This window comes from Bacillus haikouensis (assembly GCF_013179555.1).
In the GTDB taxonomy this organism is placed as follows: Bacteria; Bacillota; Bacilli; order Bacillales; family Bacillaceae_B; genus Rossellomorea; species Rossellomorea haikouensis_A.
The window spans coordinates 1-14,212 of sequence record NZ_JABMCR010000097.1; the positions used below are offsets into that span (position 1 = coordinate 1).

At 44.8% G+C, this 14,212-nt stretch carries 14 protein-coding genes; 11 read left to right on the plus strand and 3 right to left on the minus strand.

What is annotated here, in order from left to right; translation table 11 throughout:
• Positions 1 to 106: 106 nt before the first annotated feature.
• Entirely contained in the window at positions 107 to 760 is a 654-nt protein-coding gene (locus HP456_RS11045; protein ID WP_172250975.1) for a TVP38/TMEM64 family protein, read from the plus strand.
• A 50-nt stretch (positions 761 to 810) separates the two neighbouring features.
• Here the strand turns inward: HP456_RS11045 and HP456_RS11050 are convergent, their stop codons facing one another.
• Positions 811 to 1,362: a GNAT family N-acetyltransferase gene (locus HP456_RS11050; protein ID WP_216663248.1), complete on the minus strand. Its 552-nt coding sequence runs from the start codon at positions 1,360 to 1,362 to the stop codon at positions 811 to 813.
• A gap of 190 nt (positions 1,363 to 1,552) precedes the next feature.
• On the opposite strand from HP456_RS11050, the gene rbsK reads away from it, so the two are divergent.
• Entirely contained in the window at positions 1,553 to 2,425 is an 873-nt protein-coding gene (gene rbsK, locus HP456_RS11055) for a ribokinase (protein WP_172250979.1), read from the plus strand.
• Between the two features lie 56 nt (positions 2,426 to 2,481).
• Here rbsK and HP456_RS11060 read toward each other — a convergent pair whose 3' ends face one another.
• Positions 2,482 to 3,669, minus strand: a complete 1,188-nt coding sequence (locus HP456_RS11060; RefSeq protein WP_172250981.1) for a dicarboxylate/amino acid:cation symporter — start codon at positions 3,667 to 3,669, stop codon at positions 2,482 to 2,484.
• 304 nt (positions 3,670 to 3,973) lie between these two features.
• Here HP456_RS11060 and HP456_RS11065 point away from each other — a divergent pair, with 304 nt between their 5' ends.
• From HP456_RS11065 to HP456_RS11105, 9 genes are all read left to right on the plus strand, one after another.
• Positions 3,974 to 5,053, plus strand: a complete 1,080-nt coding sequence (locus tag HP456_RS11065) for a D-alanine--D-alanine ligase (protein ID WP_172250983.1) — start codon at positions 3,974 to 3,976, stop codon at positions 5,051 to 5,053.
• 204 nt (positions 5,054 to 5,257) lie between these two features.
• Positions 5,258 to 6,631: a UDP-N-acetylmuramoyl-tripeptide--D-alanyl-D-alanine ligase gene (locus tag HP456_RS11070; RefSeq protein WP_172250985.1), complete on the plus strand. Its 1,374-nt coding sequence runs from the start codon at positions 5,258 to 5,260 to the stop codon at positions 6,629 to 6,631.
• Between the two features lie 135 nt (positions 6,632 to 6,766).
• Positions 6,767 to 7,456 (plus strand): alpha/beta hydrolase, encoded by a 690-nt coding sequence (locus HP456_RS11075; RefSeq protein WP_172250987.1) that lies wholly within the window; start codon positions 6,767 to 6,769, stop codon positions 7,454 to 7,456.
• 341 nt (positions 7,457 to 7,797) lie between these two features.
• A complete protein-coding gene (gene cshA, locus HP456_RS11080; protein ID WP_246288945.1) occupies positions 7,798 to 9,306 on the plus strand; it encodes a degradosome RNA helicase CshA in 1,509 nt (502 codons plus the stop codon).
• A gap of 447 nt (positions 9,307 to 9,753) precedes the next feature.
• Positions 9,754 to 9,966 carry a nuclease-related domain-containing protein gene (locus HP456_RS25655; RefSeq protein WP_172250989.1) on the plus strand — a complete coding sequence of 71 codons (213 nt, stop codon included), beginning with the start codon at positions 9,754 to 9,756 and terminating at the stop codon, positions 9,964 to 9,966.
• Between the two features lie 39 nt (positions 9,967 to 10,005).
• Positions 10,006 to 10,422 carry a hypothetical protein gene (locus tag HP456_RS11090; RefSeq protein WP_172250991.1) on the plus strand — a complete coding sequence of 139 codons (417 nt, stop codon included), beginning with the start codon at positions 10,006 to 10,008 and terminating at the stop codon, positions 10,420 to 10,422.
• 124 nt (positions 10,423 to 10,546) lie between these two features.
• Positions 10,547 to 11,509, plus strand: coding sequence for a UV DNA damage repair endonuclease UvsE (uvsE, locus tag HP456_RS11095; protein ID WP_172250993.1), 963 nt, complete (start codon positions 10,547 to 10,549; stop codon positions 11,507 to 11,509).
• Between the two features lie 292 nt (positions 11,510 to 11,801).
• Positions 11,802 to 12,281 carry a PH domain-containing protein gene (locus HP456_RS11100; protein ID WP_172251005.1) on the plus strand — a complete coding sequence of 160 codons (480 nt, stop codon included), beginning with the start codon at positions 11,802 to 11,804 and terminating at the stop codon, positions 12,279 to 12,281.
• The gene (locus HP456_RS11105) at positions 12,271 to 13,737 is read left to right on the plus strand and encodes a PH domain-containing protein (protein ID WP_246288948.1); all 1,467 of its coding nucleotides are present in this window, start codon (positions 12,271 to 12,273) and stop codon (positions 13,735 to 13,737) included. The genes HP456_RS11100 and HP456_RS11105 overlap by 11 nt, the downstream gene beginning before the upstream one ends.
• Positions 13,738 to 13,836: 99 nt before the next feature.
• Here HP456_RS11105 and HP456_RS11110 read toward each other — a convergent pair.
• Positions 13,837 to 14,212 (minus strand): rhomboid family protein (locus HP456_RS11110; protein ID WP_172251007.1); only part of this gene is annotated, 376 nt, incomplete at its 5' end.

The following is a 14,212-nucleotide window of genomic DNA, read 5'->3' on the forward strand; positions in this document are numbered from 1 at the left end:
TCACCCAGAGAAAATAAATAAGCGATATGGTTGGTTTTATCAAGAGTGGCCAGTACAATGGAAGAAGAACTCTAAAATAAGACTCGGGTAAAGAGGAGGGAAGGCGTTGAAGAAAAAAGATATCTTAAAGATGGCTGGCTTCTCTGCCCTCTTCCTCATTTTCCTTTGGTTCAGCCGCAGGTTTTGGGAAATACGACCACATGATATCAGAGATTGGATCATGCCGTTTGGCTGGGGGGCACCAATCGTATTTATTATCATGTTGACGATCCGTCCACTCGTATTGATTCCGACTACTATTTTTTCCATTGCGGCAGGCTTGGCATTTGGACCTTACATTGGCCTCTTGATCACTCTTGCCGGAGCACTTGGAGGAGCTTCAGTTGCCTATGCTGCCTCCAGTATACTGGGTTTGAGGCTGTGGAAGAAATCATCTCCAAAGATGACAGTCATTCGGGATAAAATGGCTGAAAATGGTTTCTTCTATATCTTAATGCTCCGCTTGGTGCCATTTCTGAATTTTGATTTAGTGAGTTATTTAGCGGGAGCAGCGAAAGTGCGATTCTTACCCTATATCACGGCTACAGCCATCGGAATCATTCCGGGTACGATCGGATTCGTCTTCTTTGGTTCGGGTTTAAGTGGGGAAGACCGGGTGCATCTCTATGTAGCAATCGGAATGTTCATCATCCTTACCTTGCTTGTCTTCTTCACAAGAAAGAGATTGAAATTTTGGTTCGGTGATTCTAAAGGTGATTAATAAAGAAGAGAGGGGATGGAGGATTGAGAGCGGTACCATCCCCATTCATTCTATTGGAATTGTCCGGACTCCCACTCTTCCCGAATCATGCCCATCCGAATGGAGTCGTAATAGATACCATTATAATAACGGCATTTCCTCATCCTGCCTTCAAGCTTCATGCCGATTTTTTCAGCAGCTTTCATCATACGTTCATTACCCGACCAGGTTGTGATGCCGACCCTGCCGATCTCCTTTGTTTCAAATAGATGAGCGACCCATTGGGATAATGCCTCGGTGCCATAGCCCCCGTTCCAATAGCCGGGGTCATAAATCACAATGCCCGCCTCAAGCCATCTCGTAGGTTCGTATTCCCAGTAGTAACTTACCGTGCCGATGATTTTCCCTTGTACTTCAATAATCCGCTGATGGTCATTTGTCTTCTCGACATTATTCAGGAAAGATTGTTTATATTCTTCAAAAGGCACTCGTTTATGCTCAAAGTAAGGGGCGTCCCATTTCTTCCATTGAGGTGAGGCTTCATTATGGATGTAATTCCAAAGGGCATTTAAATCATTTTCTTCTATTTGTCTAAGTGTCACTCTTTTACTGGTGAAATTCAAAAGATTCACTCCTTCTGGTAGTTGCTGCTTATGTACATAAACAGGGAAGATTTTAACCTGTTAATTCCATTATACAGATGTTTGGTATGAGGAAGGAGACGGATTCTGCTTTCACTTTGCAGCCAGTTCAACAGCAACCCATACTACTATATCAATTCTTTAACATATCCTTTAAAAAGGGGGAAGACGTATGACAAAGATTACGGTGATTGGCAGCTGTTCGATGGATCTCGTGGTGACTGCGCCTAAGAGGCCGCGTGCAGGGGAAACGCTGATGGGAGACTCATTTAAGACAGTGCCGGGTGGAAAAGGGGCAAACCAGGCAGTAGCCGCTTCCCGTTTGGGAGCAGAAGTATATTTGATCGGATGTGTCGGTAGCGATCTATATGGAGAAGAGATTGTGAGGAATCTTCAACAAAATGGTGTGCACACTGATTTCGTTGAAGTTATGAGTGGAGAAAGCGGAACTGCACATATTGTGATAGCAGAAGAAGACAACAGCATTATTGTCGTTCAAGGTGCAAACAGGCATGTGACACCTGAATTGGTATTGCGGGCAGAGAACGTACTTGCGGAATCGGCAATGGTACTGATCCAGCAGGAAATACCAGTGGAAACCGTCCGTTTTGTGAGCAGGCTGTGCAGAAAGCTGAACGTTCCGCTTATGCTGAATCCGGCTCCGTCAAGAAAAACGGAACAAGAAGTGATCGACGCTGTCAGTTTCCTGACACCGAATGAACATGAGGCGGCCATGTTATTTGATGAGATGACTGTGCAGGAAGCAATCAGGAAGTATCCTGGTAAACTGTTTGTGACTCAAGGGGAGCAGGGCGTACGGTACTTTGATGGGGAAAAGGAAGTAATCATCCCTTCTTATCCGGTGGTTGCCGTCGATACAACGGGAGCGGGAGATACGTTCAACGCAGCGTTTGCCGTCGCTTTATCAGAAGGAAGAGGACTCGAAAAAAGCCTGCAATTTGCCAACAAAGCGGCTTCCATCTCCGTCTCCAAATTCGGGGCGCAAGGCGGTATGCCTGTCAGGGGAGAAGTCGGCAATGTCTAAAAAAACAAGGCCCGGCCTGCACCGTATTGAATGAGGTGCAGGCCGGGCCTTCAGTATCAGCTGGCTTTTGCGCTTGAGACAGCCGCTTTTTTCTTATTCGTAAGCTTGTCGACGATGGAAGTGATGGCACCGTCACCTGTAACATTACAGGCAGTTCCAAAGCTGTCCTGTGCCAGGTAAAGAGCGATCATGAGTGAAGTCATGGTTGGTCCAAAACCTAACATTGATTCGAGTAAACCGAGTGCTGCCATGACCGCGCCGCCCGGAACCCCCGGTGCTGCAATCATGGTGATTCCGAGCATAAGGATGAACGGGAATAATTGAGTGAATGCCAAAGCCTCACCTTGAATGAACATAACCGCCATCGCACAGCTCACAAGGGTGATCGTGCTCCCTGATAAGTGGATTGTAGCCAGCAATGGTACGGAGAAGTCGGAAATGCGTTCTCTCACACCAAGCTTCTTTGTGCGTTCCAATGTAACCGGGATGGTTGAAGCGGATGACTGCGTTCCCAATGCTGTAAAATATGCAGGCAGCATGCCCTTCATCATCACGAACGGATTTTGTTTGCGCATCGTACCGGCCGCCGTGTATTGGAAAGCCAGGAAAATCACATGTAGTAATATAATCATGACAAACACTTTCGCAAACACAGACATGATCGCACTGACTTGTCCGCCCTGCGTCATGTTCGCAAAAATCCCAAGGATATGAACGGGCAATAGCGGGATGATGATTTTTTCAATGACAAGTTCAACGATATGTCTAAACTCTTCCATTCCTTTTTGGAGGGCGCCGCCTTTGATGGCAGCCATTCCAAGTCCGATCGTGAAGGCGATCAAGAGCGCCGTCATCACCCCCATAATCGGAGGCATGTCCACTGTGAAGAATCCTTTTAAAAGAGCCTCTTCAGGATTTTCAAATGATTGAGAAGTTTGATTTGCCAATAGGGAAGGGTAAATACTCTTAGCAACTGAATATGCCAGCAGTCCCGCAAGAACTGTGGACCCGTAAGCAAGTCCTGTGGTCAGTCCCAAGAGTTTCCCTGCCCCTTTTCCCATCGAACCGATTCCGGGTGCGATGAAGCCTATGATAATCAACGGGATCGCGAACCCAAGGAAATTACCGAAAAGTCCATTAAACGTAGCGAATAATTTTACGACCCACTCTGGAGCAATTGAACCAATCACAATACCTAACGCGATCCCCAACAGGATCTTAGGCAGTAAACCAAGCTTTCTCATCTCGATGTCCTCCTTGAATGTACAATTGTTTTCGTTAGAGGGATTATACACCTGGGAGAACAATATTTTAAGAGGAAATTGAAAAGGCGGAATCTTAAGTGTATTCAGATAAAATAAAACCGTATCTCTGTTGCGGGACTAGGCTGGGTAAACATACATATATAAAGACGGAATTCACATGGGATAGAGCCACAAATCAAGGACAATGGTGGCAATTTAAATTTTCCATCTAATCATTCTTTCCCTTTGGGATGAAAGTGATAAAATAGAAACATCTATTGTTAATATTGGAGGTAACTCATATATGAAAACCAAGCTTTGTTTATTGTACGGCGGAAAATCTGCTGAACATAATGTATCCCTGCAAACAGCTAAGGCTGTCATCGGAGCCTTAGACTTAAATAAATACGAAATTCACCCTGTTTTCATCTCGACAGAAGGGCAGTGGATCAAAGGTCCACAGTTAGATGCCCCCGTTGACGATGTAAAAGCATTGCAGTTCCATAACGGAGAAGAAATTTCTCCCAACGCATTGAGCACGGCCATCACTCCCGCTGAATTCAAAGAAAGTGAAGGGTACGATATGATCTTCCCGCTGCTTCACGGGCCGAATGGGGAAGATGGTACCGTTCAGGGGATGCTTGAATTACTGAACCTTCCTTATGTGGGGAACGGTGTCCTCGCATCATCTGCCGGAATGGATAAAGTGATCATGAAGAATCTTTTTGCACAGGCGGGGATTCCTCAGGTGAAATACACTTGGTTCATCCGAGGCACATGGAAAGCCAACCCAGAGAGCGCATATAATCAAGTAGAAGATGGAATCGGATACCCTTGCTTTGTAAAACCTGCGAATCTTGGTTCATCCGTTGGAATCAGTAAATGTACATCCAGGGAAGAACTGGCTGCAGCATTCGATGAAGCATTCCAATTCGACCGTAAGATCATCATTGAAGAAGGCGTAAAGGCGCGCGAAATTGAACTGGGTGTGATGGGGAACGATCAGCCGGAATGTTCTGTTGCAGGTGAAATCGTTCCAAAGAAGGACTTCTACGACTATAAGGCAAAATATGAAGACGGGGATACGGCACTCATCATTCCTGCAGAGGTCGACCAGGAAACATACGCCAACATGAAGGAGATTGCGATTCAATCCTTCAAAGCCCTTGACTGTTCCGGTCTGGTGCGCGCAGACTTCTTCCTGACTGAAGACGGCCGAATCTACATGAACGAAGTGAACACAATGCCCGGCTTCACACCATTCAGCATGTTCCCGCTTCTGTGGAAACACACAGGTGTGGACTATCCGGCACTCATCGGGAAATTAGTAGAGCTCGGCTTGGAGCGTTATGAGGAAAAACAGACAATCAAACATACAATGTAAGACTTAAATACAGGGGACTGACTGGAGGATCATCATCTAAAAGCAGTCCTCCTCTGTTTTATCGCCGGGGCTTAGATGCACTTGTCATAAGTCAAACCGGCCAAGAAGGCAAAAAACGCCTTACCGCCCCATTCATCTTATGCTTGTCGGGGCTGATCAGGCCGCTCTGCTTTTCTTATCAGTAACTCGTAAAGGAGAAAGAAAATGTTTGAAAAAAGTATAAAAGAAACCTGTGAAATGCTTCATGTCCAAAATGATCTTACTCATTTCGAAGATATCGTCATAAAAGGTGTAAGCATTGATACGCGAAAAATCGAAAAAGGGAATTTATTTGTTCCTTTCAAAGGTGAAAATGTCGACGGACACCGATTCGTGAGACAGGCGATTGAGAAGGGAGCAGCTGCAGCGTTATGGGATAAAAACGTCCCAAATCCGCCTGAAGATATCCCGGTCCTTGTGGTGGACGATCCGCTCCTTGCCCTTCAGTCACTGGCAAACCAGTACCGTCATCAACTTGATCTGAAAGTGGTCGGCATTACAGGCAGTAACGGAAAGACAACGACCAAGGACATGGTAGCGAATCTGCTTGGCACGAAATACAAAGTTCACAAGACACAAGGAAACTATAATAACCATATCGGTCTTCCATTAACACTCCTTTCTTTGCCTGAGGATGCAGAAGTCGCTGTATTAGAGATGGGAATGAGCGGGTTCGGTGAAATTGAATTACTGTCTGAAATCTCCCAGCCTGATGCAGCGATCATCACGAATATTGGAGAATCACATCTTCAGGATCTTGGATCGCGAGAAGGCATCACCAGAGCCAAGCTTGAAATCGTCCAGGGATTAAAGGAAGCCGGACTGTTCGTTTACTACGGAGACGAGCCCCTGTTGGAAGAACAGGTAAAGGACTTAGCACTCAAACATGTAGAAACGTTCGGCAGAAGCGAAGCGAATACCATTTATCCAGTGAATATTGAAATGAGTAACGCTGGAAGCCGGTTTGAAACCTCCCTTTATGAAGGAGAAGAATTCTTCCTTCCCGTACTGGGGCAGCACAATATTCATAACTCCCTGGCCGCCATCTTGATTGCCAAGGAATTTGGTGTCACGGTCGAAGAGATGAAGAAAGGCCTGAAGTCGCTTAAGCTTACACAAATGCGGATGGAAATGAAGGAAGGAAGGAAAGGCGAGAAAATCATCAATGATGCCTATAACGCCAGTCCCACTTCCATGAAAGCAGCGGTTCAGCTCGTTTCCGAACTGGAAGGATTCAACACCAAAATGCTGATACTGGGGGATATGCTTGAGCTTGGTGACAACGAAGAAGAATTCCACCTTGAAATTGGAAGGATGATCGACCCGGAGAAGATTCAGCATGTCTATACCTGCGGACAGCTTGGGGAATTCATCGCTAAAGGCGCACTCGAAAGGTTTTCACCTGAAAACGTTCATTCTTACCAGGATAAGAACAAACTTTCTCAAGAGCTGAAAAAAAGAACAGAAGGCGGAGAATTGCTGTTATTCAAAGCCTCCAGGGGAATGAGGCTGGAAGAAGTCATTGAAGCATTGTCTTAACCCGGACATCGATTAGAATGTTCCATAAGTGTATAGAATGAGAAGGGGCAGGAAGAGGGGGGGCAATCTTCCTCTTCAATCCCGATTTTCATAAACAGTTTTCGGAAATCAGTCTTCAAGTAAGTGGGGATCATAATGATTGGATGTTTACTTATTCATGGGTTCACAGGCGGTCCTTATGAAGTCGAGCCTCTGGCAGAATATCTTAAAGAAAGAACGGATTGGGAAATAATCGTGCCTACTTTACCCGGCCACGGGGAAACACTCGCTTTAAAGGGGATTAAACACGCTGAGTGGATCGAGCATGCAGAAGAAGAATTGAAGCACCTCATATCGACCTGTGACAGAGTGTATGTCATCGGATTTTCCATGGGCGGCCTGATTGCCTCCTGCCTGTCCGTCAAATACAATGTAGATAAACTCGTCTTACTGAGCGCCGCTGCCTACTATTTAAATTTCAAACAGCTTGCAAAAGATATTGGGAATTTAATCAAAGAAGGGCTGCAGGGGAAAATACTTGAAAATGAGCTTTACAATCGATATAAATTTAAAGTGACGAATACCCCGTTCCTTTCTGCCTACGAGTTCAAAAAGGTCGTTCGAGTAGCTCGTCCAATCCTGAAGAACATACGTATTCCTACTTTTATTGCCCAAGGAGAAAATGATGGAATAGTCCCGCCCAGAAGTGCGAAATATATATATGAGACCATTTCGTCTAAAGAAAAAAACCTGTATTTTTCCTCAAAAGCAACTCATTTAATATGTCATAGTGAAGATAAGCACGATTTATTTGGAGAGATCTACCATTTTCTGCAGAGTGAATAGAGCGACTATTTTACAATAGATTGAAATTCATCTCTATAAGTGGTAACATAACTACAACATTGTTCTATTTGTTGGACGTGCAGCTCTTCAATTTAGAAGAGTGTATTTTTTTGCATAGAAGCTTGCAAAATCCGCAGCGCACCTTACAATAAGGTGTAATACACATAGCAGCAAACATTCCAATGGACTGCACTATATTTTAAAAATAAACATCTCGCATAGACGATTTTAGATTAGATACCGAAGTCTTTCGGTGTGTAAGATTTCGTTCCGATTTAAAAATATAATCAGCACAATTGATTAGTTATAAAAGATGTAAATCAAAAGGAGAATGAATAGCATTGACAAAGTTTTCAGATTTAAACTTAAGCGCATCTACGTTGAAATCAGTTAAACGTATGGGCTTTGAAGAAGCAACTCCAATCCAGGCAAGTACAATTCCAGCAGGTCTAGAAGGTAAAGACATCATCGGCCAGGCGCAAACTGGAACAGGTAAAACGACAGCATTTGGTATCCCGATGATCGAGAAGATCGATATGAAGAACCCGAATGTTCAGGCTCTTGTAATCGCTCCGACTCGTGAACTTGCGATCCAGGTTTCCGAAGAATTATACCGCATAGGTTCAGATAAGCGTGCACGCGTATTATCCGTATACGGTGGACAGGACATCCAGCGCCAAATCCGTGCGATGAAAAAGAACCCTCATATCATCGTGGGTACACCGGGCCGACTGCTCGACCATATCAAGCGCCGCACGCTGAAGCTTGATAACGTTGAAACTTTGGTACTTGACGAAGCGGATGAAATGCTCAACATGGGCTTCATCGAAGACATCGAAAGCATTCTTGAAACTGTGCCAAGCACAAGACAAACACTTCTATTCTCTGCAACAATGCCGGATCCGATCCGCCGCATTGCTGAACGTTTCATGACAGATCCTGAAGTAATCAAAGTAAAATCAAAAGAAGTAACGGTTTCAAACATTGAACAATACTTCACAAAAGTAACTGAAAAAGAAAAATTCGACGTGTTATCACGGTTAATCGACGTACAATCACCTGAACTTGCGATTGTTTTCGGTCGTACAAAGCGCCGTGTAGATGAACTTTCACGTGCACTGAGCATCCGCGGCTACCTTGCAGAAGGAATCCACGGCGACCTTTCTCAAGCACGCCGTATGACGGTTCTTAAGAAGTTCAAAGAAGGGCGCATCGATATCCTGATCGCAACAGACGTTGCAGCCCGCGGTCTTGACATCTCTGGTGTAACACATGTTTACAACTTTGACATCCCTCAAGATCCTGAAAGCTACGTTCACCGTATCGGCCGTACTGGCCGTGCAGGTAAAAAAGGTATGTCCATCACGTTCGTAACGCCGAGAGAAATGGGTTACCTGCGTGTAGTTGAACAAACTACGAAGAAGAAAATGATGGGTCTTAAGCCACCTAGCTTGAACGAAGCAATGGAAGGCCAGCAGCGCCTTGCTTTAGAAAAGCTTGCTGAAGCGGCAAAAGAAAGTGATCTTAAAGATTACTCTCAACTTGCAGAGGAATTCTTAAACGACCACGACCCAGTTCAAGCGGTAGCAGCGGCAATCCGTGTTCTTACGAAAGAGCCGGACACAACTCCTGTAGAAATTACAGAAGAGCGTCCATTGCCATCAAGAGGCGGCGGTAATCGCGGCGGCGGCTACAAAGGCGGATCTCGCAGCGGCAAAGGCGGCGGACGCGGAGGAAGCGGCGGCCCGCGTGGCGGCGGTTCACGCGGCGGATCATCCCGTGGCAGCGATCGTCGCGGCGGCGGCAGACCACAATCTTCCGGTCGACGCAAGTCTTATAACAATAACTAATTGTTTTTAGCGGAAACACGATGGCCCTATTTTGGGGGTTGTCGTGTTTTTTTGTCTTGGTGATTGATTTGGATTATAAGCGGATTTTGAAGCAGTTCAGGGCTCATATTAGATGAGTAAGGGAAAGCTTGTCTGTTTTGGCTGGTTTGACCTGTTCGAATAGAGATCGGATGTGGATTTGTGAAAGTACTGATGAGTAGAGTGGGGTTGATTTGAAAATTTTTTGGACAAGTTAAGGTTTTGGAATGTTGGACGAGAGAGAAGGGTGTCAAAGGAAATTCGACAAGTTGCTTGATTACCGGGAAAGTGGCTTAATTATTTCAAAACCGGCACGAAACCCGAAGAAAGTGGCTTGAATAATGAAAGGTGTCTCAAAAAAGAGGGGATTTCCTTGCTTGTATAGAAGTAATGATTTGAAACTCCCGTTAGCTCCCCACCACTTTCAGATTGATTCTGCTTTTCACCCCTTCTTATACGTTACTCCTAGAAATTAAAGACATATCTGGAACGTTAACGCTAGACTCGGAATTCAATCAATTAACAAAGAATTATAATGGAATTGTTACTGGTTTCTCTGATCCCATCACACAGGCCAATCGGCAAAAGCTTTTTCTTCAAAGGTTTTTTTATGATCATCAACTAGTGCTGCCCCCGATATAGTTCCTCGTAGTAATAAGCAATCCATCTACCATCCTTAAAATGTCCACAGGTCAAAAACTTTTATCTCCATATGATAAAATCATTCATGCTCAAAATCTAATAAGTGAAATAAGCAAATTGAACACTCTTTATACTGAAGAGAAAGCTACAAAGAAAGATCTTAAAAAGATTAAAAAAGTACTTCTTAACAAGCATGATACCGGTTTTACAAGCATTTTAGATAAGTATGGGATTAAGGAAATCGAAATATTAAAAGGGGTGAAATGCGGAATTTGTGCAGGAAAAATGGAGCGTTTTTTTGGATGCTGGCATTGTACAAAATGCAAGTTCACATCCAAAACAGCCCATGTCCGAGCAATCGAAGATTATTTTTTATTATTTAAACCATTTATTACAAACAGGGAGTTAAGGACCTTCTTGGATATTAATTTCCTAAAACGGCAAACCAATTATTGAACTCTTTAGATCTAAAAGTAATAGGTTCAGCGAAAGGAACAACCTACCACAAAGAATTCCTCTAAAAAATATTATTTCCACCCCGCCCCGCACATACTAACCAAAAAAAGGAGCCCCACCCACCATGACCCTCGTCAGACTCGGCTATGCAGCCATGAGCATGAATCTTCAAAATGCCTCGCCGTCGCAGACCATGACGTATAAGCAGTTTTCAGCTATAAAAGATCGTGAAGCGGCGATCGCTAAGCTTGAACGTATTGCCAGATCGAATCTTGAGAACTGCCTGAGACTGCTGAAGCATAATGTCCATCATGAGATTCACTTTTTCCGATTCAGTTCAAAGCTGATTCCACTTGCGAATCATCCGGAACTGAAAGGGTGGGATTTCATCTCGCCGCTTAAGGGAGAACTGCATAATATCAAAGGATATTTAAACGTTCAGCCGATGCGGGTTGGTTTTCATCCTGATCATTTTGTCCTTCTGAACACCAGTGATGTGGACGTACTCAAAAATACATTCAATACGCTCAAGATGCATAGGGATTTGCTTAAAGGAATGGGAATCGATCCGACTCACCGCTGTGTTTTACATGTGGGCGGAGCGTATGATGATAAAGAAAAGGCGCTTGAACAGTTTATCCATAATTGGGGGCTTACGCCTGCTCCGCTTCAGGGAATGATCATATTGGAGAATGATGATACTGTATTCAGCGCCTCCGATGCTTTATACCTTTGTGAAAAACTCGGCATCCCCCAGGTGTTCGATTATCATCATCATCTTGCCTATCATGAAAGGGACTGGCAGGAGGATTGGGAGCGGATCGTCTCGACCTGGAGCCAGTCGCCGCTGCCAGTGAAAATGCATATTTCCAGTCCGCGTTCAGATAGAGATTACAAAGCCCATGCCGATTACATAGACCCTGCGATGTTCATGGATTTTCTACAAGGAATCAAGGGCTCGATCGATCAGGTGGACTGCATGATTGAAGCGAAGAAAAAAGATGACGCATTGTTCAGATTGGTTGAAGATCTGAAAACGGTCAAGGAAATTGAATGGGTCGACCAGTCTTCTTTCATCATTCATTGAACCATGCCTGCACACATCCTCCCCAATGTGTTTGCAGGCATTTTTGGCCGTCAACTTTGCCGGAGAGCTCCAAATCCCCCAATCTGCCTAGTCGAATCCAGAAATATTTCACCCGTTCAAATGAAACCTATCCTATCTTCAAACGTAAACATACTGTAAGATTTATACATAAGGCAGTTTTCGGTTAGGTGGCTGCTTCGCTATATTTTTGCGATGAAGGAGTTAGTGCCCGGCCATGTCCTATATTAGGAAAAAGTCATACATAATGTGAAAGCCAAAAAGGAGGATGGATATGAGAGGAGAGCCGCAGAAACGGATTTCACCGAAGGCGCTGAAGGTATGGAGACTGCATGGTGTACTTCAGACATTGGTGCTGGCTGTTCTGGTCACCGGGACAGTCGTGTTGGCGACGATATTTGATTGGCCTGTTTGGATTATGGCTGCAGCCATTGGTGTATTGCTCTTATTTGCTTATTTGATGATCTATTTTCTTCCGTCGGTTCGCTGGAAGCGGTGGAGATATGAAGTACGGGAGCAGGAAATTGAACTTCAAAGAGGGCTTTTGATTGTGAAGCGGACGCTGGTACCCATGGTGAGAGTACAGCATGTGGATACCGTGCAGGGTCCGATTTTAAAGAGATATAATTTATCTACGATTACGATATCAACGGCTGCAACAGTTCATGAAATTCCTGCGTTGGAAACTGGGGAAGCGGATGAATTAAGACATTCCATATCGTTACTTGCAAGGGTGGCGGAAGATGATGTCTGAATATAAGAGGCTTCACCCGATTTCTGCAGTAGCGAGTTTTCTGAAACAATTAAAGGAATTGATCATCCCGTTTGTGCTGTTATTTGTACTCAACAGCAGAGGAGGGAACGGCGGATTCTGGGATTATATGCCCCTCATCTCGATGGGTGCGGTACTTGTTATTGTCCTTGTGGCGGGGGTGGTTAAGTGGCTGCGTTTCACTTACCGGTTAGAAGAAGGGGAACTCCGGATTGAGTACGGGCTATTCGTGAAAAAGAAACGGTATATCCCGTTTGACCGCATTCAGAGTCTGAATTTTTCAGAGGGAATCATTCACCGGCCATTTGGATTGGTAAAGGTGAAGGTGGAAACAGCGGGCTCGTCAAATCCCCGGGAATCGGAAGCCGAGCTGACAGCAATACTAAAAGAAGAAGCGTTGGAGCTTGAAAGAATTATTTACCGTGAAAAGAAAAAGGATCAGCTGGTGGAAACGTCTGAAGAGCCTGTCGGCGATGCAGAGAATACGCTCAAAGAAGAGACGGCTGTTTTCAAAATGAGCCCAAAGGATATTTGGGTGCTTGCTGCAACCTCAGGGGGGATTGGTGTTATTCTATCCGGGGTAGCCGTTTTCTTTTCGCAGTTCTCTGATTTTATCCCGTATGAGGCGGTGTATGATGAAATCATGATCTTTGTGAAAAGCGGGATTGTGCTTGTCACTGTTATGGTGTTTGTCGTACTGCTCGTAGCCTGGATACTATCGGTCGGATGGACATTTGTCGTGTATGGTGATTTTAAAATCAGGCTGCACGATGATAATATTGTTATTACCAGAGGATTGCTGGAGAAGAAACAGGTGACAGTTCCGCTTAATCGTGTGCAGGGCATTCGGGTTGTCGAGAATCCTGTTCGTCAGTTGTTTGGTTACTGTACAGTCGTGATTGAAAATGCAGGGGGATCGGTGCTTGAGAAAGACAGCTCGACGATCAAGCTGATTCCGGTCGTTAAGAAGAAGAAGGTTCCGGAGCTGTTACAGACTATATTTCCCGATTATGTGCTGACGGATGATTTTCACAGGCTTCCGAAACGGGCACTCAGACGTTACATTTTCCGTACCGCGGATTGGGTGATTATACCGGTTGTTATCCTCTCGATCATGTATTGGCCGCTTGGCCTCCTCAGCATCCTGCTGGTTATTCCATTCAGCTTCCTGGGCTTTTATCAATACCGCGCTGGGGGATGGAGGCTTTCTGGACATCAATTGTCGCTTCAGTATCGCGGGATTTTAAAACATACCGCATATATGAAGAAGAGCAGGGTTCAATCCCTCGACTCTAAGCAAAGCTGGTTTCAGGCAAGGAGAAACTTGTCCAGCATTTCGACTACCCTAAAATCCGGTCAAGCGGGTTATTCGAGTGAGTTGAAAGATGTTGAATTGGAAAATGCAGCTGAAATATATAAATGGTTTTCTCATGAATAAGTTGTGAAAAAAGGTGGTCGACTCGGGGGCAGTGAGCGACCGCCTTTTTTGCATGGATAAAACGAATACGACCGGAATACAGGATTCCGGCGTTTGGTTTTACATCCATTTCTTCCCGGAAATCCATCCGATAATGAAACCGCCAAGCAGCCCGAAAAGGTGAGCGGTAATGTTTATCCCTGATTGCATGAATGTCATCACCAATCCGATCACGACAATCGGGAGGATGATCTGGCGGCTTTCTCCCGTGATGAATTGTTTTTTCAGCAGGATCATGGCAATGTAGAAACCGAACAAACCGAAAATGGCGCCGGAAGCCCCCACATGGCTGTAGGTTAGTGGTTTGATGATATAGGTAATAATATTAGCGAAAATACCGCTCGCCATGTAAACAAGAATAAACCTGACCCTGCCCAGGCGATTTTCAAGCGGCGGTCCGAATAACACGAGTGAAAAAGAGTTGAATAAAAGATGA

Excerpts from the sequence above, each read along its gene's own strand:
- rbsK (WP_172250979.1), top strand. The coding sequence starts at position 1,553 with ATGACAAAGATTACGGTGATTGGCAGCTGTTCGATGGATCTCGTGGTG.
- HP456_RS11060 (WP_172250981.1), bottom strand. The coding sequence starts at position 3,669 with ATGAGAAAGCTTGGTTTACTGCCTAAGATCCTGTTGGGGATCGCGTTA.
- HP456_RS11065 (WP_172250983.1), top strand. The coding sequence starts at position 3,974 with ATGAAAACCAAGCTTTGTTTATTGTACGGCGGAAAATCTGCTGAACAT.
- HP456_RS11070 (WP_172250985.1), top strand. The coding sequence starts at position 5,258 with ATGTTTGAAAAAAGTATAAAAGAAACCTGTGAAATGCTTCATGTCCAA.
- HP456_RS11075 (WP_172250987.1), top strand. The coding sequence starts at position 6,767 with ATGATTGGATGTTTACTTATTCATGGGTTCACAGGCGGTCCTTATGAA.
- HP456_RS11090 (WP_172250991.1), top strand. The coding sequence starts at position 10,006 with ATGTCCACAGGTCAAAAACTTTTATCTCCATATGATAAAATCATTCAT.
- uvsE (WP_172250993.1), top strand. The coding sequence starts at position 10,547 with ATGACCCTCGTCAGACTCGGCTATGCAGCCATGAGCATGAATCTTCAA.
- HP456_RS11100 (WP_172251005.1), top strand. The coding sequence starts at position 11,802 with ATGAGAGGAGAGCCGCAGAAACGGATTTCACCGAAGGCGCTGAAGGTA.
- HP456_RS11105 (WP_246288948.1), top strand. The coding sequence starts at position 12,271 with ATGATGTCTGAATATAAGAGGCTTCACCCGATTTCTGCAGTAGCGAGT.